General features: G+C 69.0%; 13 protein-coding genes. 6 read left to right on the top strand and 7 right to left on the bottom strand.

Annotated elements, in window-relative coordinates; translation table 11 throughout:
- Nucleotides 1–24: 24 nt before the first annotated feature.
- Complete coding sequence (locus tag LWJ43_RS19610; RefSeq protein ID WP_462100896.1) at nt 25–1,536, top strand: LCP family protein; 1,512 nt, start codon at nt 25–27, stop codon at nt 1,534–1,536.
- A 156-nt stretch (nt 1,537–1,692) separates the two neighbouring features.
- Here LWJ43_RS19610 and LWJ43_RS19605 read toward each other — a convergent pair whose 3' ends face one another.
- Nucleotides 1,693–2,241: an acyl-CoA thioesterase gene (locus LWJ43_RS19605; RefSeq protein WP_277333527.1), complete on the bottom strand. Its 549-nt coding sequence runs from the start codon at nt 2,239–2,241 to the stop codon at nt 1,693–1,695.
- A gap of 119 nt (nt 2,242–2,360) precedes the next feature.
- Here LWJ43_RS19605 and LWJ43_RS19600 point away from each other — a divergent pair, with 119 nt between their 5' ends.
- Together LWJ43_RS19600 and LWJ43_RS19595 are read left to right on the top strand one after the other, a co-directional pair.
- Entirely contained in the window at nt 2,361–3,653 is a 1,293-nt protein-coding gene (locus tag LWJ43_RS19600; RefSeq protein WP_277333526.1) for an LCP family protein, read from the top strand.
- 396 nt (nt 3,654–4,049) lie between these two features.
- Nucleotides 4,050–4,913, top strand: coding sequence for a hypothetical protein (locus tag LWJ43_RS19595; protein ID WP_277333525.1), 864 nt, complete (start codon nt 4,050–4,052; stop codon nt 4,911–4,913).
- A gap of 190 nt (nt 4,914–5,103) precedes the next feature.
- Here the strand turns inward: LWJ43_RS19595 and LWJ43_RS19590 are convergent, their stop codons facing one another.
- The 3 genes from LWJ43_RS19590 to LWJ43_RS19580 form a co-directional block, all read right to left on the bottom strand.
- On the bottom strand, nt 5,104–6,387 hold the full coding sequence (locus tag LWJ43_RS19590) for an HTTM domain-containing protein (protein WP_277333524.1): 1,284 nt from the start codon (nt 6,385–6,387) through the stop codon (nt 5,104–5,106).
- A gap of 1 nt (nt 6,388) precedes the next feature.
- A complete protein-coding gene (locus LWJ43_RS19585; RefSeq protein WP_277333523.1) occupies nt 6,389–7,033 on the bottom strand; it encodes a DUF5819 family protein in 645 nt (214 codons plus the stop codon).
- A 105-nt stretch (nt 7,034–7,138) separates the two neighbouring features.
- Nucleotides 7,139–7,861: a hypothetical protein gene (locus LWJ43_RS19580; protein ID WP_277333522.1), complete on the bottom strand. Its 723-nt coding sequence runs from the start codon at nt 7,859–7,861 to the stop codon at nt 7,139–7,141.
- 340 nt (nt 7,862–8,201) lie between these two features.
- Between LWJ43_RS19580 and LWJ43_RS19575 the strand changes: the two genes are divergently transcribed.
- Complete coding sequence (locus tag LWJ43_RS19575) at nt 8,202–8,603, top strand: thiol-disulfide oxidoreductase DCC family protein (protein ID WP_277333521.1); 402 nt, start codon at nt 8,202–8,204, stop codon at nt 8,601–8,603.
- Nucleotides 8,604–9,266: 663 nt separating this feature from the next.
- On the opposite strand, the gene LWJ43_RS19570 is transcribed toward LWJ43_RS19575, so the two are convergent.
- Complete coding sequence (locus LWJ43_RS19570) at nt 9,267–9,485, bottom strand: helix-turn-helix domain-containing protein (protein ID WP_277335944.1); 219 nt, start codon at nt 9,483–9,485, stop codon at nt 9,267–9,269.
- Between the two features lie 271 nt (nt 9,486–9,756).
- Between LWJ43_RS19570 and LWJ43_RS19565 the strand changes: the two genes are divergently transcribed.
- Complete coding sequence (locus tag LWJ43_RS19565) at nt 9,757–10,851, top strand: tyrosine-type recombinase/integrase (protein ID WP_277333520.1); 1,095 nt, start codon at nt 9,757–9,759, stop codon at nt 10,849–10,851.
- A 199-nt stretch (nt 10,852–11,050) separates the two neighbouring features.
- Here the strand turns inward: LWJ43_RS19565 and LWJ43_RS19560 are convergent, their stop codons facing one another.
- Nucleotides 11,051–12,208, bottom strand: coding sequence for an acyl-CoA dehydrogenase (locus LWJ43_RS19560; protein WP_277335943.1), 1,158 nt, complete (start codon nt 12,206–12,208; stop codon nt 11,051–11,053).
- A gap of 185 nt (nt 12,209–12,393) precedes the next feature.
- Between LWJ43_RS19560 and LWJ43_RS19555 the strand changes: the two genes are divergently transcribed.
- Nucleotides 12,394–13,737 carry a UDP-glucose dehydrogenase family protein gene (locus LWJ43_RS19555; RefSeq protein ID WP_277333519.1) on the top strand — a complete coding sequence of 448 codons (1,344 nt, stop codon included), beginning with the start codon at nt 12,394–12,396 and terminating at the stop codon, nt 13,735–13,737.
- Between the two features lie 55 nt (nt 13,738–13,792).
- On the opposite strand, the gene LWJ43_RS19550 is transcribed toward LWJ43_RS19555, so the two are convergent.
- A complete protein-coding gene (locus tag LWJ43_RS19550; protein WP_277333518.1) occupies nt 13,793–14,986 on the bottom strand; it encodes a dipeptidase in 1,194 nt (397 codons plus the stop codon).

The raw sequence follows: 14,986 nt of genomic DNA, 5'->3' as shown, positions 1-14,986 counted from the left end.
CTCGCTCGCGCGGAGGTGTCCCTCGTGCCCACGCCGCACCGATCGCCCCGTCCACCACACCCCCGCACCGCTCCACCGCAGCGCAGGTCCTCACGGCAGCAGGTTCCGCCCGGCGGTCGCCCCGCCGGGCGGAACCGGAACGGGAAGCGCAAGCCGCCGCCCCGGTGGGGCATGCGGATCGTCACCGGGCTGTCCGTGCTGGTGCTCGGCGCCGGCGGGATCGGCCATGCCGTGGTGAGCGGTCTGGAGACGGGGATCGACCGGGTCGACCCCTTCAAGGACATGAAGAACCGTCCCGCGGGCGGTCACGGCATGAACTTCCTACTCGTCGGCACCGACGGCCGCGACAGGATCAGCCCCGCGGAGAAGAAGAAGTACAAGCTGGGCGGCGCGCCCTGCCACTGCACCGACACCCTCATGCTCGTACACGTCTCGGCCGACAAGCAGCGCGCCAGTGTCGTCAGCCTGCCGCGCGACAGCTACGCCGAGCTCCCGGAGCACACCGACGGCACGACCGGCAAGGAGCACTCCGCCCATCCGGTGAAGCTGAACGCCGCCTACGCCGAGGGCGGACCCCATCTCACGGTGCGGACCGTCGAGCAGATGACGGGCGTGAAGATCGACCACTATCTGGAGGTCGACTTCACCAGCTTCATGAAGACGGTCGACACCCTGGGCGGGGTGGAGATCTGCACGGCCAAGCCGCTCAAGGACTCCTACACCGGCCTGGACCTGACGGCGGGCACCCACGAGCTGGACGGCGGGCAGGCCCTTCAGTACGTACGCTCCCGGCACCTCGACGGGGCTGCCGACCTGGGGCGGATGCAGCGGCAGCAGAAGTTCATGGCCGCGTTGATCAAGCAGACGACCAGCAGCGGTGTGCTGATGAACCCGGTGAAGTTCCAGGAGGTCGCCTCGTCGATGCTCGAGTCGGTCCGCGCGGACAAGGGCTTCGGCACGGAACAGATGCTGGAGCTCGGCAAGGCCATGCGCGGCTTCACCCCGTCCTCGTCCGAGTTCGCCTCGGTGCCCCTGGAGGAGGAGGGCTTCCAGGTGAAGGGCATCGGCTCCACCGTGAAGTGGGACGCCGAGAAGTCGCAGAAGATGTTCCGAGCCCTGCGCGAGGACCGGCCGCTCGCCCCGCACGTGCCGAAGCAGCCCAAGGCGACGCTCGTCGACGTGGCCCCGGAGCAGATCCGGGTGCAGGTCTACAACGGGACGCCGAAGGACGGGCTCGGGCAGGACGTCGACGAGGCGCTGCGCTCCACCGGTTTCGACACCACGCGCTCCCCGCTGGGCGGCGCGTCGGGCGATCTGAAGCGGACGGTGGTCTCCTACGACCCGCGCTGGGACCGGTCGGCGAAGTCCCTGGCCACCGCACTGCCCGGGTGCGAGCTCCGGGCGGTGAAGGGGCAGGGCGGGACCATGAAGGTGACGGCGGGTTCGGACTTCACCGAGGTGCGGCGGGTGAAGGCGGAGGACCCGCAGCGGGGTGAGTTCGGCACGGTCACGGGTGACCAGGTCGTCTGCCCCTGACCGTGCCTCCGGGGGTCACGCCTCGCGGCGCCGTGAGGACACGGCCGCCGCGAGGGCGATGACCGCCGAGGCCGCCGGCCTGGGAGCGGTGTGGCCACCCTCGTCCGTTCGCCGGCCCGCCGGCCGGAGCGGCAGGACGGTCCTCGCGCGGCGTCCTCAGTCGCCGATGCCCTCGGCAACGCGCTGTTCCCGCAGCTCCTTGATCGCACGCCGCCTGGCGAGACGGTGGGTGCGCCGGATCTGCGCCTCCTGGTAGCGCCGCTTGTCGCGCTCCGTCTCCGGCACGACCTGCGGCACCTGCCGCGGTTTGCCGTCCTCGTCGACCGCCGCGAACACCAGGTAGGCGCTGCCGACCTGCTGGGCCGGGGTCGACTCGTTCCACCGTTCCGCCATGACGCGGACGCCGACCTCCATGGAGGAGCGGCCGGTCCAGTTCACCTGGGCCCGGACGTGAACAAGGTCACCGACGCGGACCGGCTCCAGGAAGACCATCTCGTCCATCGAGGCCGTCACGGCCGGGCCGCCGGAGTGCCGGCCCGCGACCGCCCCGGCCGCGTCGTCGACCAGCTTCATGATCACGCCGCCGTGCACCGTACCCAGGAGATTGGTGTCGTTGCCGGTCATGATGTGGCTGAGGGTGGTCCGGGAGGCCGAGGTCGGCTTGGCCGGAATCTCACCCTCCGGTGGCTGGGGCTGATCTGTCATACGGTCCACCTTATGCGGGGGCTTGCCCCCGGTTGCATTGCATCAGCTTCGCAACAGCCGTGACCCGATCCCCGGTACACCCTGTAAGAGGCACAGGTCGAGACGGCACACTGGTCGGCATGAGCGAATGGCCCGAAGGACGGAACGGCCGACCCGACGAGCGCTACGGGCGGGGCAGTGCGAGCCCGCGGCCCGAGAGCGCCCGCGCCATGCCGCACGTCCGGCGGCGCCCCGCGCCGCCACAGTCCCCGCCCCACATCCCAGCGCAGCAGGGTCAGGGGTACGACAGTCACGGCGAGGCACCCGGCTACGACAGCGGCTACAACACGGGCCAGGTCTACGGAGGCGGCCAGCGCGGCGGCGGCCAGGGCGGTGGTCACGGCGGTGGCGGCTTCGGCGGCGACGGCGGCTACGTCCGGCCCCGCCCCGCCCCGAACTGGGGCCGGCGCCTCAAGGTCGGCACCCTGACGCTCGTGGTCGCGCTGCTCGCGGTCTCCATCGGCACGTACTTCTGGGCCGACGGCAAGCTCAAGCGCGAGGTGGACCTCTCCAAGGTCATCGAGCGCCCCTCCGAGGGCGACGGCACGAACTACCTCATCGTCGGCTCCGACAGCCGTGAGGGCATGACGGCCGAGGACAAGAAGAAGCTGCACACCGGCTCCGCCGAGGGCAAGCGGACCGACTCGATGATGATCCTGCACGACGGGTCCAACGGCCCGACGATGATCTCCCTGCCCCGCGACTCCAACGTGGAGATCCCCTCGTTCGTCGGCTCCGAGTCCGGCAAGAAGTTCGCGGGCACGGGCCGGACGACGAAGCTGAACGCCGCGTACGCCGAGGACGGCCCGGAGCTGCTGGTCCGCACGGTCGAGTTCAACACCGGACTGCGCATCGACCACTACGTCGAGATCGGCTTCGGCGGCTTCGCCAACATCGTGGACGCCATCGGCGGCGTCGAGATGGACATCCCGAAGGCCTTCAAGGACAAGAAGTCCGGCGCCGACTTCCAGGCGGGCAAGCAGACGCTGAACGGTGAGCAGTCCCTCGCCTTCGTCCGCACCCGGTACGCCTTCGCGGGCAGCGACCTGGACCGCACGAAGAACCAGCAGAAGTTCCTCGCGGCCCTGGCCTCCCAGACGGCGACCCCCTCGACGGTCCTCAACCCGTTCAAGCTGTACCCGACCATGGGCGCGGGCCTGGACACACTGATCGTGGACAAGGACATGTCGCTCTGGTCCCTCGGCAACATGTTCTTCGCGATGAAGGGCGTCACGGGCGGCGAGGGCAAGTCGATGAACATCCCGCTCTCCGGCCAGAGCGTGAACGGCAACCTGGTCTGGGACAAGGACCAGGTCAAGAAGCTCGTGGAGCAGCTCAAGAACGACGAGCCGGTGACGGTCAAGGGCAGCTGACCCGCGACACCCAGTAGGTCCGGACGGTCCGCCGTCCGGACCTTTCCGTTTCTCCGGCTCCCAGGCTGCCGCAGCCCTCGGAGGCGTACGTCACAAAGGCCGCCGAGCCGGTCGGCGTGAAGCCGCGGTCGTCGCCGTCGCTGCGGCTACCAGCCGGAGGCACCACCCCGACCGACGGCTCCCCCGGACCCCGAGGCGCCCGCGCGCGGTGAGGTCGACGGGCCCGGCAGCGGCCGACGGACGGATACGACTACGTCGTCCAGGGGACGCCGCCTCCCATCAGGGGTCATTCTCCGGAACCGCGGTAACCATCCACAGCGCTCCCCCGTGTCGGCACCCAGGACGTTGCCGGCGGGAGCTCCGCGTTTCCGGACTACAGGAAGTCAGAAGTCACCCATGTTCACCCGCAGATCATCCATGCTCGCGGCGCAGGCCCTCTGCACCGCCGCTCTCGCGACCGTACTGGCCACCGCCACGCCGGCCTCGGCTCAGACAGTCGTCGTCTGCAGCGAGACCGCTCTGTCCACCGCGATCGCCGACGCCAACTCCTCCGGAGGCGACACCCTCCTCCTCACGCGGGGCTGCACCTACGCGTTGACCACGCCGCTGCCGGCCATCAGCAGCGATGTCGTCATCGTCGGCAACCGCGCCACCCTCACCCGCTCGTCCGCCGCGAGCTTCGGCATCCTCACCGTGAGCGCGAGCGGTGCTCTCACCGTCCGGGACGCGGTCATCACGAACGGAGACGCACCCGACTTCGGCGGCGGCATCGCGAACTTCGGCCGGCTGACCGTTTCCGGCAGCACCGTCCGTGGCAACCACGCCAACTATTCAGGCGGCATCGGAGGGGCGTCGGGGTCGACGACACGCATCGAGAGCACCGGCATCATGGGTAACACCGCCAATGTCAACGGCGGTGGCGTCGCCAACGACGGCAGCATGACCATCGCCAACAGCCGTGTCATCGGCAACACCGCCGTCAACGGCGTCGGGGGAGCCGCGGCCAACGACGGCACCCTGCAGATCGTCCGGAGCAATGTCAACGAGAACCGGGCCCATCGTGCCGGGGGCGTCGCCAACGTCGGCGGAGGCAGCACCACCATCTCGGAGAGCAACGTCAACACCAACACCGCGTCCGTGGCGCCCGGCGGCGTCCTGAACACCGGCGGATCCGTCGTACTGCTCTCCAGCCGGGTCAGGAACAACCAGCCCACCAACTGCGCCGGCAGCGACATCCCCGTTCCGGGTTGCACGGGCTGACAACCACGAGCCCCGGTCCGCTGGGGGCCGCCCGGCCAGGTGGCCCGTCGCCAGCCACCCGGCCAGGTGGCCCGCCGCCCCGCCGCCCGCCGCCCGCCGCCCGCCGCCCGCCGCCCGCGAAGAGGGTGACCTGGAGTGGGCCGTGGGTGCCGCGCGGGGGCCGGGTGGCCACCGCGACCGACGCCCTCCGTCATTTCGCTGTCGAGCCCGCCCCCTCGTCCGCGCTGTCGGCAGGCCTGGGCTGGGGCACCGCAGAGGGCTCGGGCGGGACAGGCCTCCCCGCCTGCCGACCGGCGGGCGCAATCCGCCCTGCCCGCAGTGCTTCCGGTGCGAACACGCGCAACCGAGCCCCGAGACGCACGCCGAGCGCGCTCAACGCGAGAAGGAACGGGGTGGGAAGGAACACCATGTCGCAGACGATCATGGCCATGGACAGGAAGGGGATGCCGAGCAGGACCGCGATGCCGAGGTGTTCCAGGATCATCAGGGCCAGGAGCGCGTTCTTGATCTTCCGGTGTGTGAGCGTGAACGGAAAGGCCACCTGCACGATCACGGTTCCGTAGGTGAGGGCCAGAACGAGCAGGGTCTGCTCCGCCACGAAGCCCGAGAGCGCCGGCCACGGGCTGAAGTAGTCCAGGTGCAAGGCGTAGTAGAGGGCGGTGCCGTCCTGCCACCGGCTGCCCTGGATCTTGTACCAGCCGGCGGTCGCGTAGATCAGGCACACCTGCGCGGCGATCACCAGCATCGCAGTGTTGTGGAGCATCGAGGCTGCCGCGTCGAGAACGGCTCTCGCCTCGTGGCGGGGGAACCAGCGCGTGGCCGCGTACCAGATACCCTGCGCGGCCCATGCGGTCCAGAAGACGGGCAGCCAGCCGGCGGTGGGGAAGGCGGAGAGCGCGGCCAGTGGCAGCAGGGCGGCGGCCCACAGGGCCGGCCCCAGGAGACCGGCGGTCTCCCCCGTCGGAGAAGTTTCCGTCCGTTGCCTCTGGCGAGCTCTGCGCCGGGCGTCGAGGGACCACACCGTGGCGCAACGGGTGAGGACCAGGTAGATGACCATGATCTTGACGACGTTGTCGCCGCCGTCGCCCACCAGGGTGTTGCGGTTGATCACCGACAGGACGCCGGCCATGAGCACCATGGACGTGCCTCTGGTGTGCCAGCCGAGCAGGACGGCGAGGGCGGCACCGATGGTGAGGAGGTAGACGGTCTCGAACCACAGGTTCCCGTCGCTCCACATCAGGACGGTGAACGTGCCCTCCTCACGGACGAGGATCTGCGCGAGGTCGAAGGAGAGCGCGCTGCTGTTCCCGTACAGCTCGTGGCGGTGCGGCCATTCGCGTAGGAGGAAGGCGAGCAGGACGGCGCCGAGGCCGATCCTGAAGACCGCCGCCTGGTACGGGGCCCTGACGGTGGTGATCCTGGGCAGGATCCGCGCGATGAGCCCGGTGGCACGAACCGCGATGGTGCTACTCACGTCACAGCCCCCTGTGATCCTGCTGCGTTACCGGCCACCAGCGCAGCAGCCGGTAGTCCGTGGTGTCGGAGGGTTCTTCAGGGCTCCACGCAGGCGGGTCGACCAGGGCGAAGCGTCCGGCGACCTGGATGGAGACGATCGGCCGGCCGTCCCACGTGGGGCCGGTGCGCTGGAGGACCACGCGCTTGAGGTAGTCGGCGGCGAGCCTGCCGCGGGCGCCCTTGGGGATGTCGTTCTTGAGGCTGTGGTTGGCCACGTACGCGTCCCAGGCACGGCGCAGCATGTTCTGGTTCAGGTGGCTGGGTGCCGGATTGCCCCGCACCGTCTCGACATCCTGCGCGGTGAGGTTGACCCACTCGCCGACCTGGTAGCCGCCGGCCTCGCCGCGCGTCCTCATCCGGACCCCCACAGCCTCGTTGCGCTGCATCGGGTTCGGTGCGAACAGCTTCCAGTCCTGGCCGAACGCGGGTTGTACGTAACCGTCGACAGTCTCGCGGTGCCTGGCGCTTGCGGCATTGGCCGGCGCGATGCTCAGAAAGACGAGCGCCAGGTGGACGAGAAGGGCGCCGGCCAGAACCAGCGCCGTCGCCATGAGCGCGGCCACGGCTTTGCCGGACCACCCGTCGGGCATCGTCGTTGCTCCCATCGTGCTCCTTACGTGGACGGACCGTGCGGTCGGCCGACCGCACGGTCCGTCGGAGGGTTCAGCTGGTGGACGGGCCGGCCATGCGGAGCGCTTGCCCGGACGGCACTAGAGCGGGCAGTTGTCCACCCGGGCGCCCGTGAAGTTGAGGCCCGCCTGGATGCTCAGGTAGTCGGCGATCTGGTTCGTGTCGTCACCGCCGTAGTACTGCGGGTGCTCGAGGGCGTAGAGGAGAGTCGGATCCGTCGGGGCACCGTTGGCGATGCCGGACGGGGTGCGCGTGGGGGCTCCTCCCAGGGCGCTGCTCCACAGCGTCGTCGTGGGTACCGGCCAGTCCTCCGGGTGGTTTCTCCAGAAGCCGGGCGAGCACCACTCGGCGTCACCGGGGGGAGTGGTGGTCCCTGTGGTGCCCGTGGTGCCCGTCGTCCCCGTGGTCCCGGTCGTGCCCGTAGTCCCCGTGGTCCCGGTCGTACCCGTGGTCCCCGTCGTCCCGGTCGTACCCGTGGTCCCGGTCGTGCCCGTCACACCGATGAGGCCGGTGGTGCCGATGAGGGCGACGGGGCCGAGCAGTTGGGGCGCGAAGTTGACGTTCTGGGTGCAGTAGCCGAACGTCCCGCCCTTGCAGCTGTGGCCGATGGAGTGCTTCGACTTGTCGACAACGATGTTGTCGCCCGCCTTGCCGTGGCCGTGGCCCTTGTCGTGGCCGTCGCCGCCGCGCGCCATGGCCGAGACAGGAACGGATGTACCGGTGATGGCCTCGGAGGTACTGACGGCCCCCAAGGTCAGCGCACCCACGGAGAACGCGACAAGCAGACCGCGCGTGTAACGCATGAGTCGTCCTTTCTCGCCGGCGGGGTCGAACCCCCGCTCTCGAGGCCGCTCAACCGAGTGCACGTGTCACTGGTTACGAGGCGGAGTTCCGATCGCCCCGAACGGAGCAGACGTATCACCCGGACCCCACGAAAACCGGGAAACATTCCGTGCTCAGCTCCGCGCAATTTCTCGTTCCGGCCATAATCTCGCAGCCGAGTCATCCATGAATCGGCATGGAGAGCAATCGAGTTCGAATAAATGACTCCCGGAAAGCTGACGAAAAAAATATGATGAAGTCGCCTACGGTGGAATTCCGGTGCGCGCCGGCCGACAGGGCCGACGGCCCGGAGGTCCGCCGATGAGCCAGGAGCCGGCCCTGCTGTTCGACGGTGACTGCGGTTTCTGTACCGCTGCGGTGCACCTGGCCCGCACCCGAGTGGCCCCGCACGTACGCTTCGTCCCCTGGCAGCTCGCCGACCTGGACAGCCTCGGCGTGACAGAGGCACAAGCCGATCACGAGATCATCTGGATCGGCCCTGGGGGCGACGTCCGAGGAGGCGCACGAGCGGCGGCTCTCGTGCTGATGCAGGGGTCCGCGCCCTGGCACCTCACCGGCCGGCTGCTCAGCCTGCCACCGTTCAACTGGGCCGCTCACGCCGCCTACCGCACCGTCGCCCGCAACCGCCACCGTCTGCCCGGCGGTACGGCCGCCTGCTCCCTGCCGGCCCACCGGCGCGGATCAGCCCCCTCCACTCCGTGACGGGAACATCCGCACCCTCGGGCTCTTCTGCACCACCGCGACCGACTTGGCCGCACGCGGGCCGTTCGCGGGGTCGCGGACCTCAGGCAGGGAGTGTCCGGCGATCGCGTGAATTCGGAGGTACCGCGTTCGCGGGACTTCGGAAGTACGCGTGGGAGCAGTTCACCAGGACAACGCCGGACAAGCACAGGACGAACCGCACCGTGTCGGCGCGCACCGGGTCGCGGAAATCCACGACCCGGTGGGCCACGACCTGGTGGACCGCGACGCATCACCGGCTGCCGCGACCTCGACCTCCTGCGCCAGTGGCTTCGCCGGGCCGCCACCGCCGACGAGATCCTTGACGGGGACCGCCCCGCCTGAGCCGGCCGATCACTCCTGGGCGCAACGGAAAAGGAGCCCCCGCCGAAGCGGGGGCCCTTCGTCCGAGGCGCGGGCGGAACTCCGGGTCGAAGCTGGGCAATGTCGCCACTATAGGGACCAAACTTAAAGGAACCATCCCTGTATGCGCCGCCGCTATTCGTTCGAACTCCGTCTCTTCCTGATCGGGCCAGAAGTCCGGCGACGGGTCCCATGTCTCGTCATCAGCCGCCTCCAGCAGCACATCCGCGCACCGCTCCAACTCAGCCTGTAGGCGTTCGCCCGACGGCGGGATTGTGTTATTCACGTGGCCCCTTCAGGAAACAAAAAAGCCCCCGGTTGCCTCGGGGGCGTCGTTCTGGTCGCTGTCCAGTTGTTTCGGTCTAGCCACTTCTCCAAGTCAGCCGGACGGCACCGAAGGGACTGACCCACCTTCCGGAAGGGGATCTGTTCATCCCTCCAGTTTCCGTACACCCACGACCGTGGCTTGTTCAGGTAATCGGCTACATCGTCAACAGTCATCAGCTTGGCGAGCGCCATTCGTCCTCCAAGAAACAAGGAAGCCCCCGAAGACCCTCGGGGGCTCAATGCGCATGAAGCGCTGGGGAGTTCAGCCTCGTTGGCTACCTGCTTCAGCCATTTCCTCAAGTATCGCTTTGGTCTTGTCCGTCAACTCTCCTCCCGCCTTACCGGCAACTGTGGTCAGGAACCCGTCCCTTCTGGCCCGCTTCAGGTGATCCTTCACCGTCTCAGGCCGGCGACCGATGAGGCGGGACAGCCATGGGACAGGCGCATGAGCCCCGAAATCCGCCATGGCGGTGTACGTAGCGACAAGCAAGGTCAAGCGGAACAGGAACTCGACGCCGGGACCTACCTGGACGACCGGTTGGGCAAGCAGCCCGTGACGGCTGTCTGGGAGCAGTGGACGAACCAAAGGAAGCTGGAGAACAGCACCAAGAAGCAGTACCGGTCCATCCAGAAGACAACCCTTGAGCCGTTCTTCACGGCCCGTTCCATCGTGTCCCTGAAGGTCGCTGACATTGAGCAGTGGCTCTTGTGGATGGAGCAGGACCGGAAGCTCTCGGCCCGCACTCGGCGTCAGCGGTTCTCGTTCTTCTCCGGAATGATGGACTGGGCCGTCGTCAACGAGATCATCGGCCGGAACCCGTGCAAGAAGGTCAAGGGCGCCGGGAGCCGCGCCAAGGAGATCAGGGAGCACAAGAGCACCGCGCGGCGACTCACGACGCGGGAAGTCCTGGCGATGCTGGATGCCGCTCCTCCGCGATACCGGGCAATGCTGTGGCTCATGGCCGGGTGCGGTCTACAGCTGGGTGAGGCCATGGCGGTATCCCGCGATCAGATCGACTTCAAGGCCGAGACGCTTCGCGTCGACTTCCAGATTGCGGAGGACGGAGACACCGAGTCGGGGAAGAACAGCGCCATCCAGCGTCGGCACATCAAGGCTCGTGACGAAGGGGAGCCAGGGCGAACCGTCCCCCTCCCGCCGAACGTCGCCTTCGAGCTTCGACGGCACATCAGAAACCACGGCGTATGGGGGCCGGAACGACTCCTCTTCCCCAACGTGACGCGGACCGGGTACCTCTACGCGTCGTACTTCTACCCGAAGATCTGGATGGAGGCTCTGGGCAAGGGCCAGGTGAAGTACTGCAAGGCCCACTCGCTGCGGCACTACTACGGGTCGCGACTGCTGTACGCCGGAGTCCCCGAGAACGACGTGGCCGACTGGATGGGCCACGGCAGCACGGACGTACTGAGGGAGTACTACCACTACATCTTCGAAGGGGCCGAGCAGCGCGGCCGGGCCGCCATCGCGACGATGTTGACGCCCGGCGCCGACGACCCTACGGAGGCGACAGAGGTCGCCTGACCCGTGTACGACAACAGCCCCCGACATCACGCCGGGGGCTGCGTTGTTTGTGCAGGTCAGTGGCCATTTTCAACCCGGCGCCCACCCAGGATTCCCCCAGCATGACGCTCAGGAACGGGCCTGATCGGGCCGCAACGGACAGAAGGCCAACGATGCCCCATCGAACCCTCGAAACATCCTCTGACCTGCAAAAACCCTGCTACGGCAGGTTCCTGGCCATCACGATCCGCTGCACCTGATTCGTGCCTTCATAAATCTGGGTGATCTTGGCGTCGCGCATCATACGCTCGACCGGGTAGTCCCGCGTGTAGCCGTAGCCGCCGAGCAGCTGCACGGCGTCCGTGGTGACCTCCATCGCGACGTCGGAGGCGAAGCACTTGGCCGCGGCACCGAAGAAGGTCAGGTCGCCGTCGACGCGCTGGGACTTGGCGGCCGCCGAGTAGGTGAGCTGACGGGCCGCCTCCAGCTTCATCGCCATGTCGGCGAGCATGAACTGGATGCCCTGGAAGTCGGCGATCGGCTTGCCGAACTGCTTGCGCTCCTGGACGTAGCCCTTGGCGTAGTCGAGGGCGCCCTGCGCGATGCCGAGGGCCTGGGCCGCGATCGTGATGCGGGTGTGGTCCAGGGTCTTCATCGCGGTGGCGAAGCCGGTGCCCTCCTCGCCGATCATGCGGTCGGCGGGGATGCGGACGTTGTCGAGGTAGACCTCGCGCGTCGGGGAGCCCTTGATGCCGAGCTTCTTCTCCGGGGCGCCGAAGGAGACGCCCTCGTCGGACTTCTCGACGACGAACGCCGAGATGCCCTTGGAGCGCTTCTCCGGGTCGGTCACGGCCATGACCGTGTAGTACTCGGACTCGCCCGCGTTGGTGATCCAGCGCTTCACACCGTTGAGGACCCAGAAGTCGCCGTCGCGGACGGCCTTGGTCTTCATGCCCGCGGCGTCGGAACCGGCGTCCGGCTCCGACAGGGCGTACGAGAACATCGCGTCGCCCTTGGCCAGCGGGCCCAGATACTTCTTCTTGAGGTCCTCGGAGCCGGAGAGGATCACCGGGAGCGAGCCCAGCTTGTTCACGGCCGGGATGAGGGAGGAGGACGCGCAGACGCGGGCCACCTCCTCGATCACGATGACCGTGGCCAGCGCGTCGGCGCCCGCGCCGCCGTACTCCTCCGGGACGTGGACCGCGTGCAGGTCGGAGGCGACGAGGGCGTCCAGCGCCTCCTGCGGGAAGCGCGCCTCCTCGTCCACCGCGGCGGCGTGCGGGGCGATCTTCGCCTCGGCGAGCGAACGGATCGTCTCGCGGAGCATGTCGTGCTCCTCGGCCGGACGGTACAGGTCGAAATCGGTCGAACCCGCCAAGACGTTCACTCCCCAAGGATGCTAACTACCGTTAAGTAACCCAATTTTAATGGCCTGGTCGAGCCGAGGCATACGGGCGCGGCACGTGAGCTTGCCGACAGCCCCGGCGGCGGCCGGAAACCGGCGTTCCGCCCGCCCGGATATGCTCGGCTCCGCACGTCTGTCCGCATCGTTCAGGAGCACCCATGGCCCTCAGGATCACCGTGATCGGCACCGGCTACCTCGGCGCCACCCATGCCGCGGCCATGGCGGAGCTGGGCTTCGAAGTGCTCGGGCTCGACGTGGTGCCCGAGAAGATCGAGATGCTCTCGGCCGGCCGGGTGCCGATGTACGAACCGGGGCTCGAGGAGATCCTGCAGAAGCACGTGGCGGGCATCGAGGGGTCCACCGGACGCCTGCGGTTCACCACCTCCTGGGAAGAGATCGGCGCGTTCGGCGATGTCCACTTCGTCTGCGTGAACACCCCGCAGAAGCACGGCGAGTACGCCTGTGACATGAGCTACGTGGACAGCGCCTTCGAGTCGCTCGCCCCGCAGCTGACCCGTCCCGCGCTGGTCGTGGGCAAGTCGACCGTCCCGGTGGGCTCCGCCGCGCGGCTCGCGGCGCGGCTGGCCGAGCTGGCACCGGCGGGCACCGACGCGGAACTGGCCTGGAACCCCGAGTTCCTCCGCGAGGGCTTCGCGGTGAAGGACACCCTGCACCCGGACCGGATCGTGGTCGGGGTCGAGAGCGAGCGGGCCGAGAAGCTGCTGCGCGAGGTCTACGCCGGACCGGTCGCCGAGGGCTCGCCCTTCGTCGTGACGGACTTCCCGACCGCCGAGCTGGTGAAGACCTCCGCGAACTCCTTCCTGGCGACCAAGATCTCCTTCATCAACGCCATGGCCGAGGTCTGCGAGGCCGCCGACGGCGACGTGGTGAAGCTCGCCGAGGCCATAGGGCACGACGAGCGCATCGGGAAGAAGTTCCTGCGGGCCGGGATCGGCTTCGGCGGGGGCTGCCTGCCCAAGGACATCCGGGCCTTCATGGCGCGCGCCGGTGAGCTGGGCGCCGACCAGGCGCTGACCTTCCTGCGGGAGGTCGACTCCATCAACATGCGACGCCGGGGCCACATGGTGGAGCTGGCCCGCGAGGCCGTGGGCGGTGGGTCCTTCCTGGGCACGCGCGTCGCCGTGCTGGGCGCCACCTTCAAGCCGGACTCCGACGACGTACGCGACTCGCCCGCCCTGAACGTCGCCGGGCAGATCCATCTGCAGGGCGGCCAGGTGACGGTCTTCGACCCGAAGGGCATGGACAACGCCCGTCGGCTCTTCCCGACCCTCGGCTACGCGGACACGGCGCTGGACGCGGTGCGGGGTGCGGACGTGGTGCTGCACCTGACGGAGTGGCGTGAGTTCCGGGAGCTGGACGCCGCGGAGCTGGGCGAGGTCACGGGGCGGCGGATCATCCTCGACGGACGCAACGCCCTCGACCCGGCGGTGTGGCGCGAGGCCGGCTGGACCTACCGGGCCATGGGCCGGCCGAAGGCCTGAGGCGAGGAGGCGGTGGCCACCGGGCCACCGCCTCCTCCGCGGTACCGTGCGGGACTCAGTTCGCCGGACCGTCCAGCTCGTCGATCGTCGCGTGGGACGGGCCGACGCGGGCGCTCAGGTCACGGGACACCGCTTCCGCGTCACGCAGGACGCGCACGGCGTTCTGCCACGTCAGCTTGGCCAGGTCGGTCTCCGACCAGCCGCGGGTGAGCAGCTCCGCGATCAGGTGCGGATAGCCCGAGACGTCCTCCAGCCCCAGCGGGAGGAAGGCCGTGCCGTCGTAGTCGCCGCCGACACCGATGTGGTCGATCCCGGCGATCTCACGCATGTGGTCGAGGTGGTCGGCGATCGTCGCCACGGTGGCCATCGGGCGCGGGTTGACCGCTTCGAAGTCCGCGTGGATCCGCATGGCGGCCGGGGTGGTGTCCAGGTGGTGCAGGCCGTGCTCCCGCATGTTGCGGTCGGCGGCGAGCGTCCACTCGACGGCCGCGGGCAGGACGAACTTCGGCACGAAGGTCGCCATGGCCACGCCGCCGTTGGCGGCGAGCATCCGCAGCACGTCGTCGGGGATGTTGCGCGGGTGGTCGCAGACCGCCCGGGCGGAGGAGTGCGAGAAGATCACCGGCGCGACGGAGGTCGCGAGCACGTCGCGCATCGTGGTGGCCGCCACGTGGGAGAGGTCGACCAGCATCCCGACGCGGTTCATCTCGCGCACGACCTCGCGGCCGAACTCCGACAGCCCGCCGACGCGCGGGGAGTCGGTCGCCGAGTCCGCCCAGTCGGTGTTGTCGTTGTGGGTGAGTGTCATGTAGCGGACGCCCAGGGTGTGCAGGGCCCGGAGGGTCGCCAGGGAGTTGTTGATGGAGTGGCCGCCCTCGGCCCCCATCAGGGAGGCGATACGGCCCTCGGCGCGGGCCTTCTCCATGTCGTCCGCGGTCAGGGCGCGGCGCAGGTCGTCCGGGTAGCGGGCCAGCATCTCCCCGACGACGTCGATCTGCTCCAGCGTGGCGCTCACCGCGTCGTCACCGGCCAGATGGGAGGCGACGTAGACGGACCAGAACTGCGCGCCGACACCGCCGGCCCGCAGCCGCGGGATGTCGGTGTGCAGGGTGCCGGTCTGGTCCCGGGAGATGTCGCGGGCGTCGAGGTCGTAGCCGACCTGCTCGCGCAGGGCCCAGGGGAGGTCGTTGTGGCCGTCGACGACGGGGTGGCCGGCGAGGAGCAGCCGGGCGCGGTCCAGGTTGTCCAT

Origin of the sequence: Streptomyces sp. JH34, from assembly GCF_029428875.1 — a bacterium.
Lineage (GTDB): Bacteria > Actinomycetota > Actinomycetes > Streptomycetales > Streptomycetaceae > Streptomyces.
The sequence above is the reverse complement of the archived record's forward strand: the minus strand, read 5'-3'. Positions and strand labels throughout refer to the sequence as shown.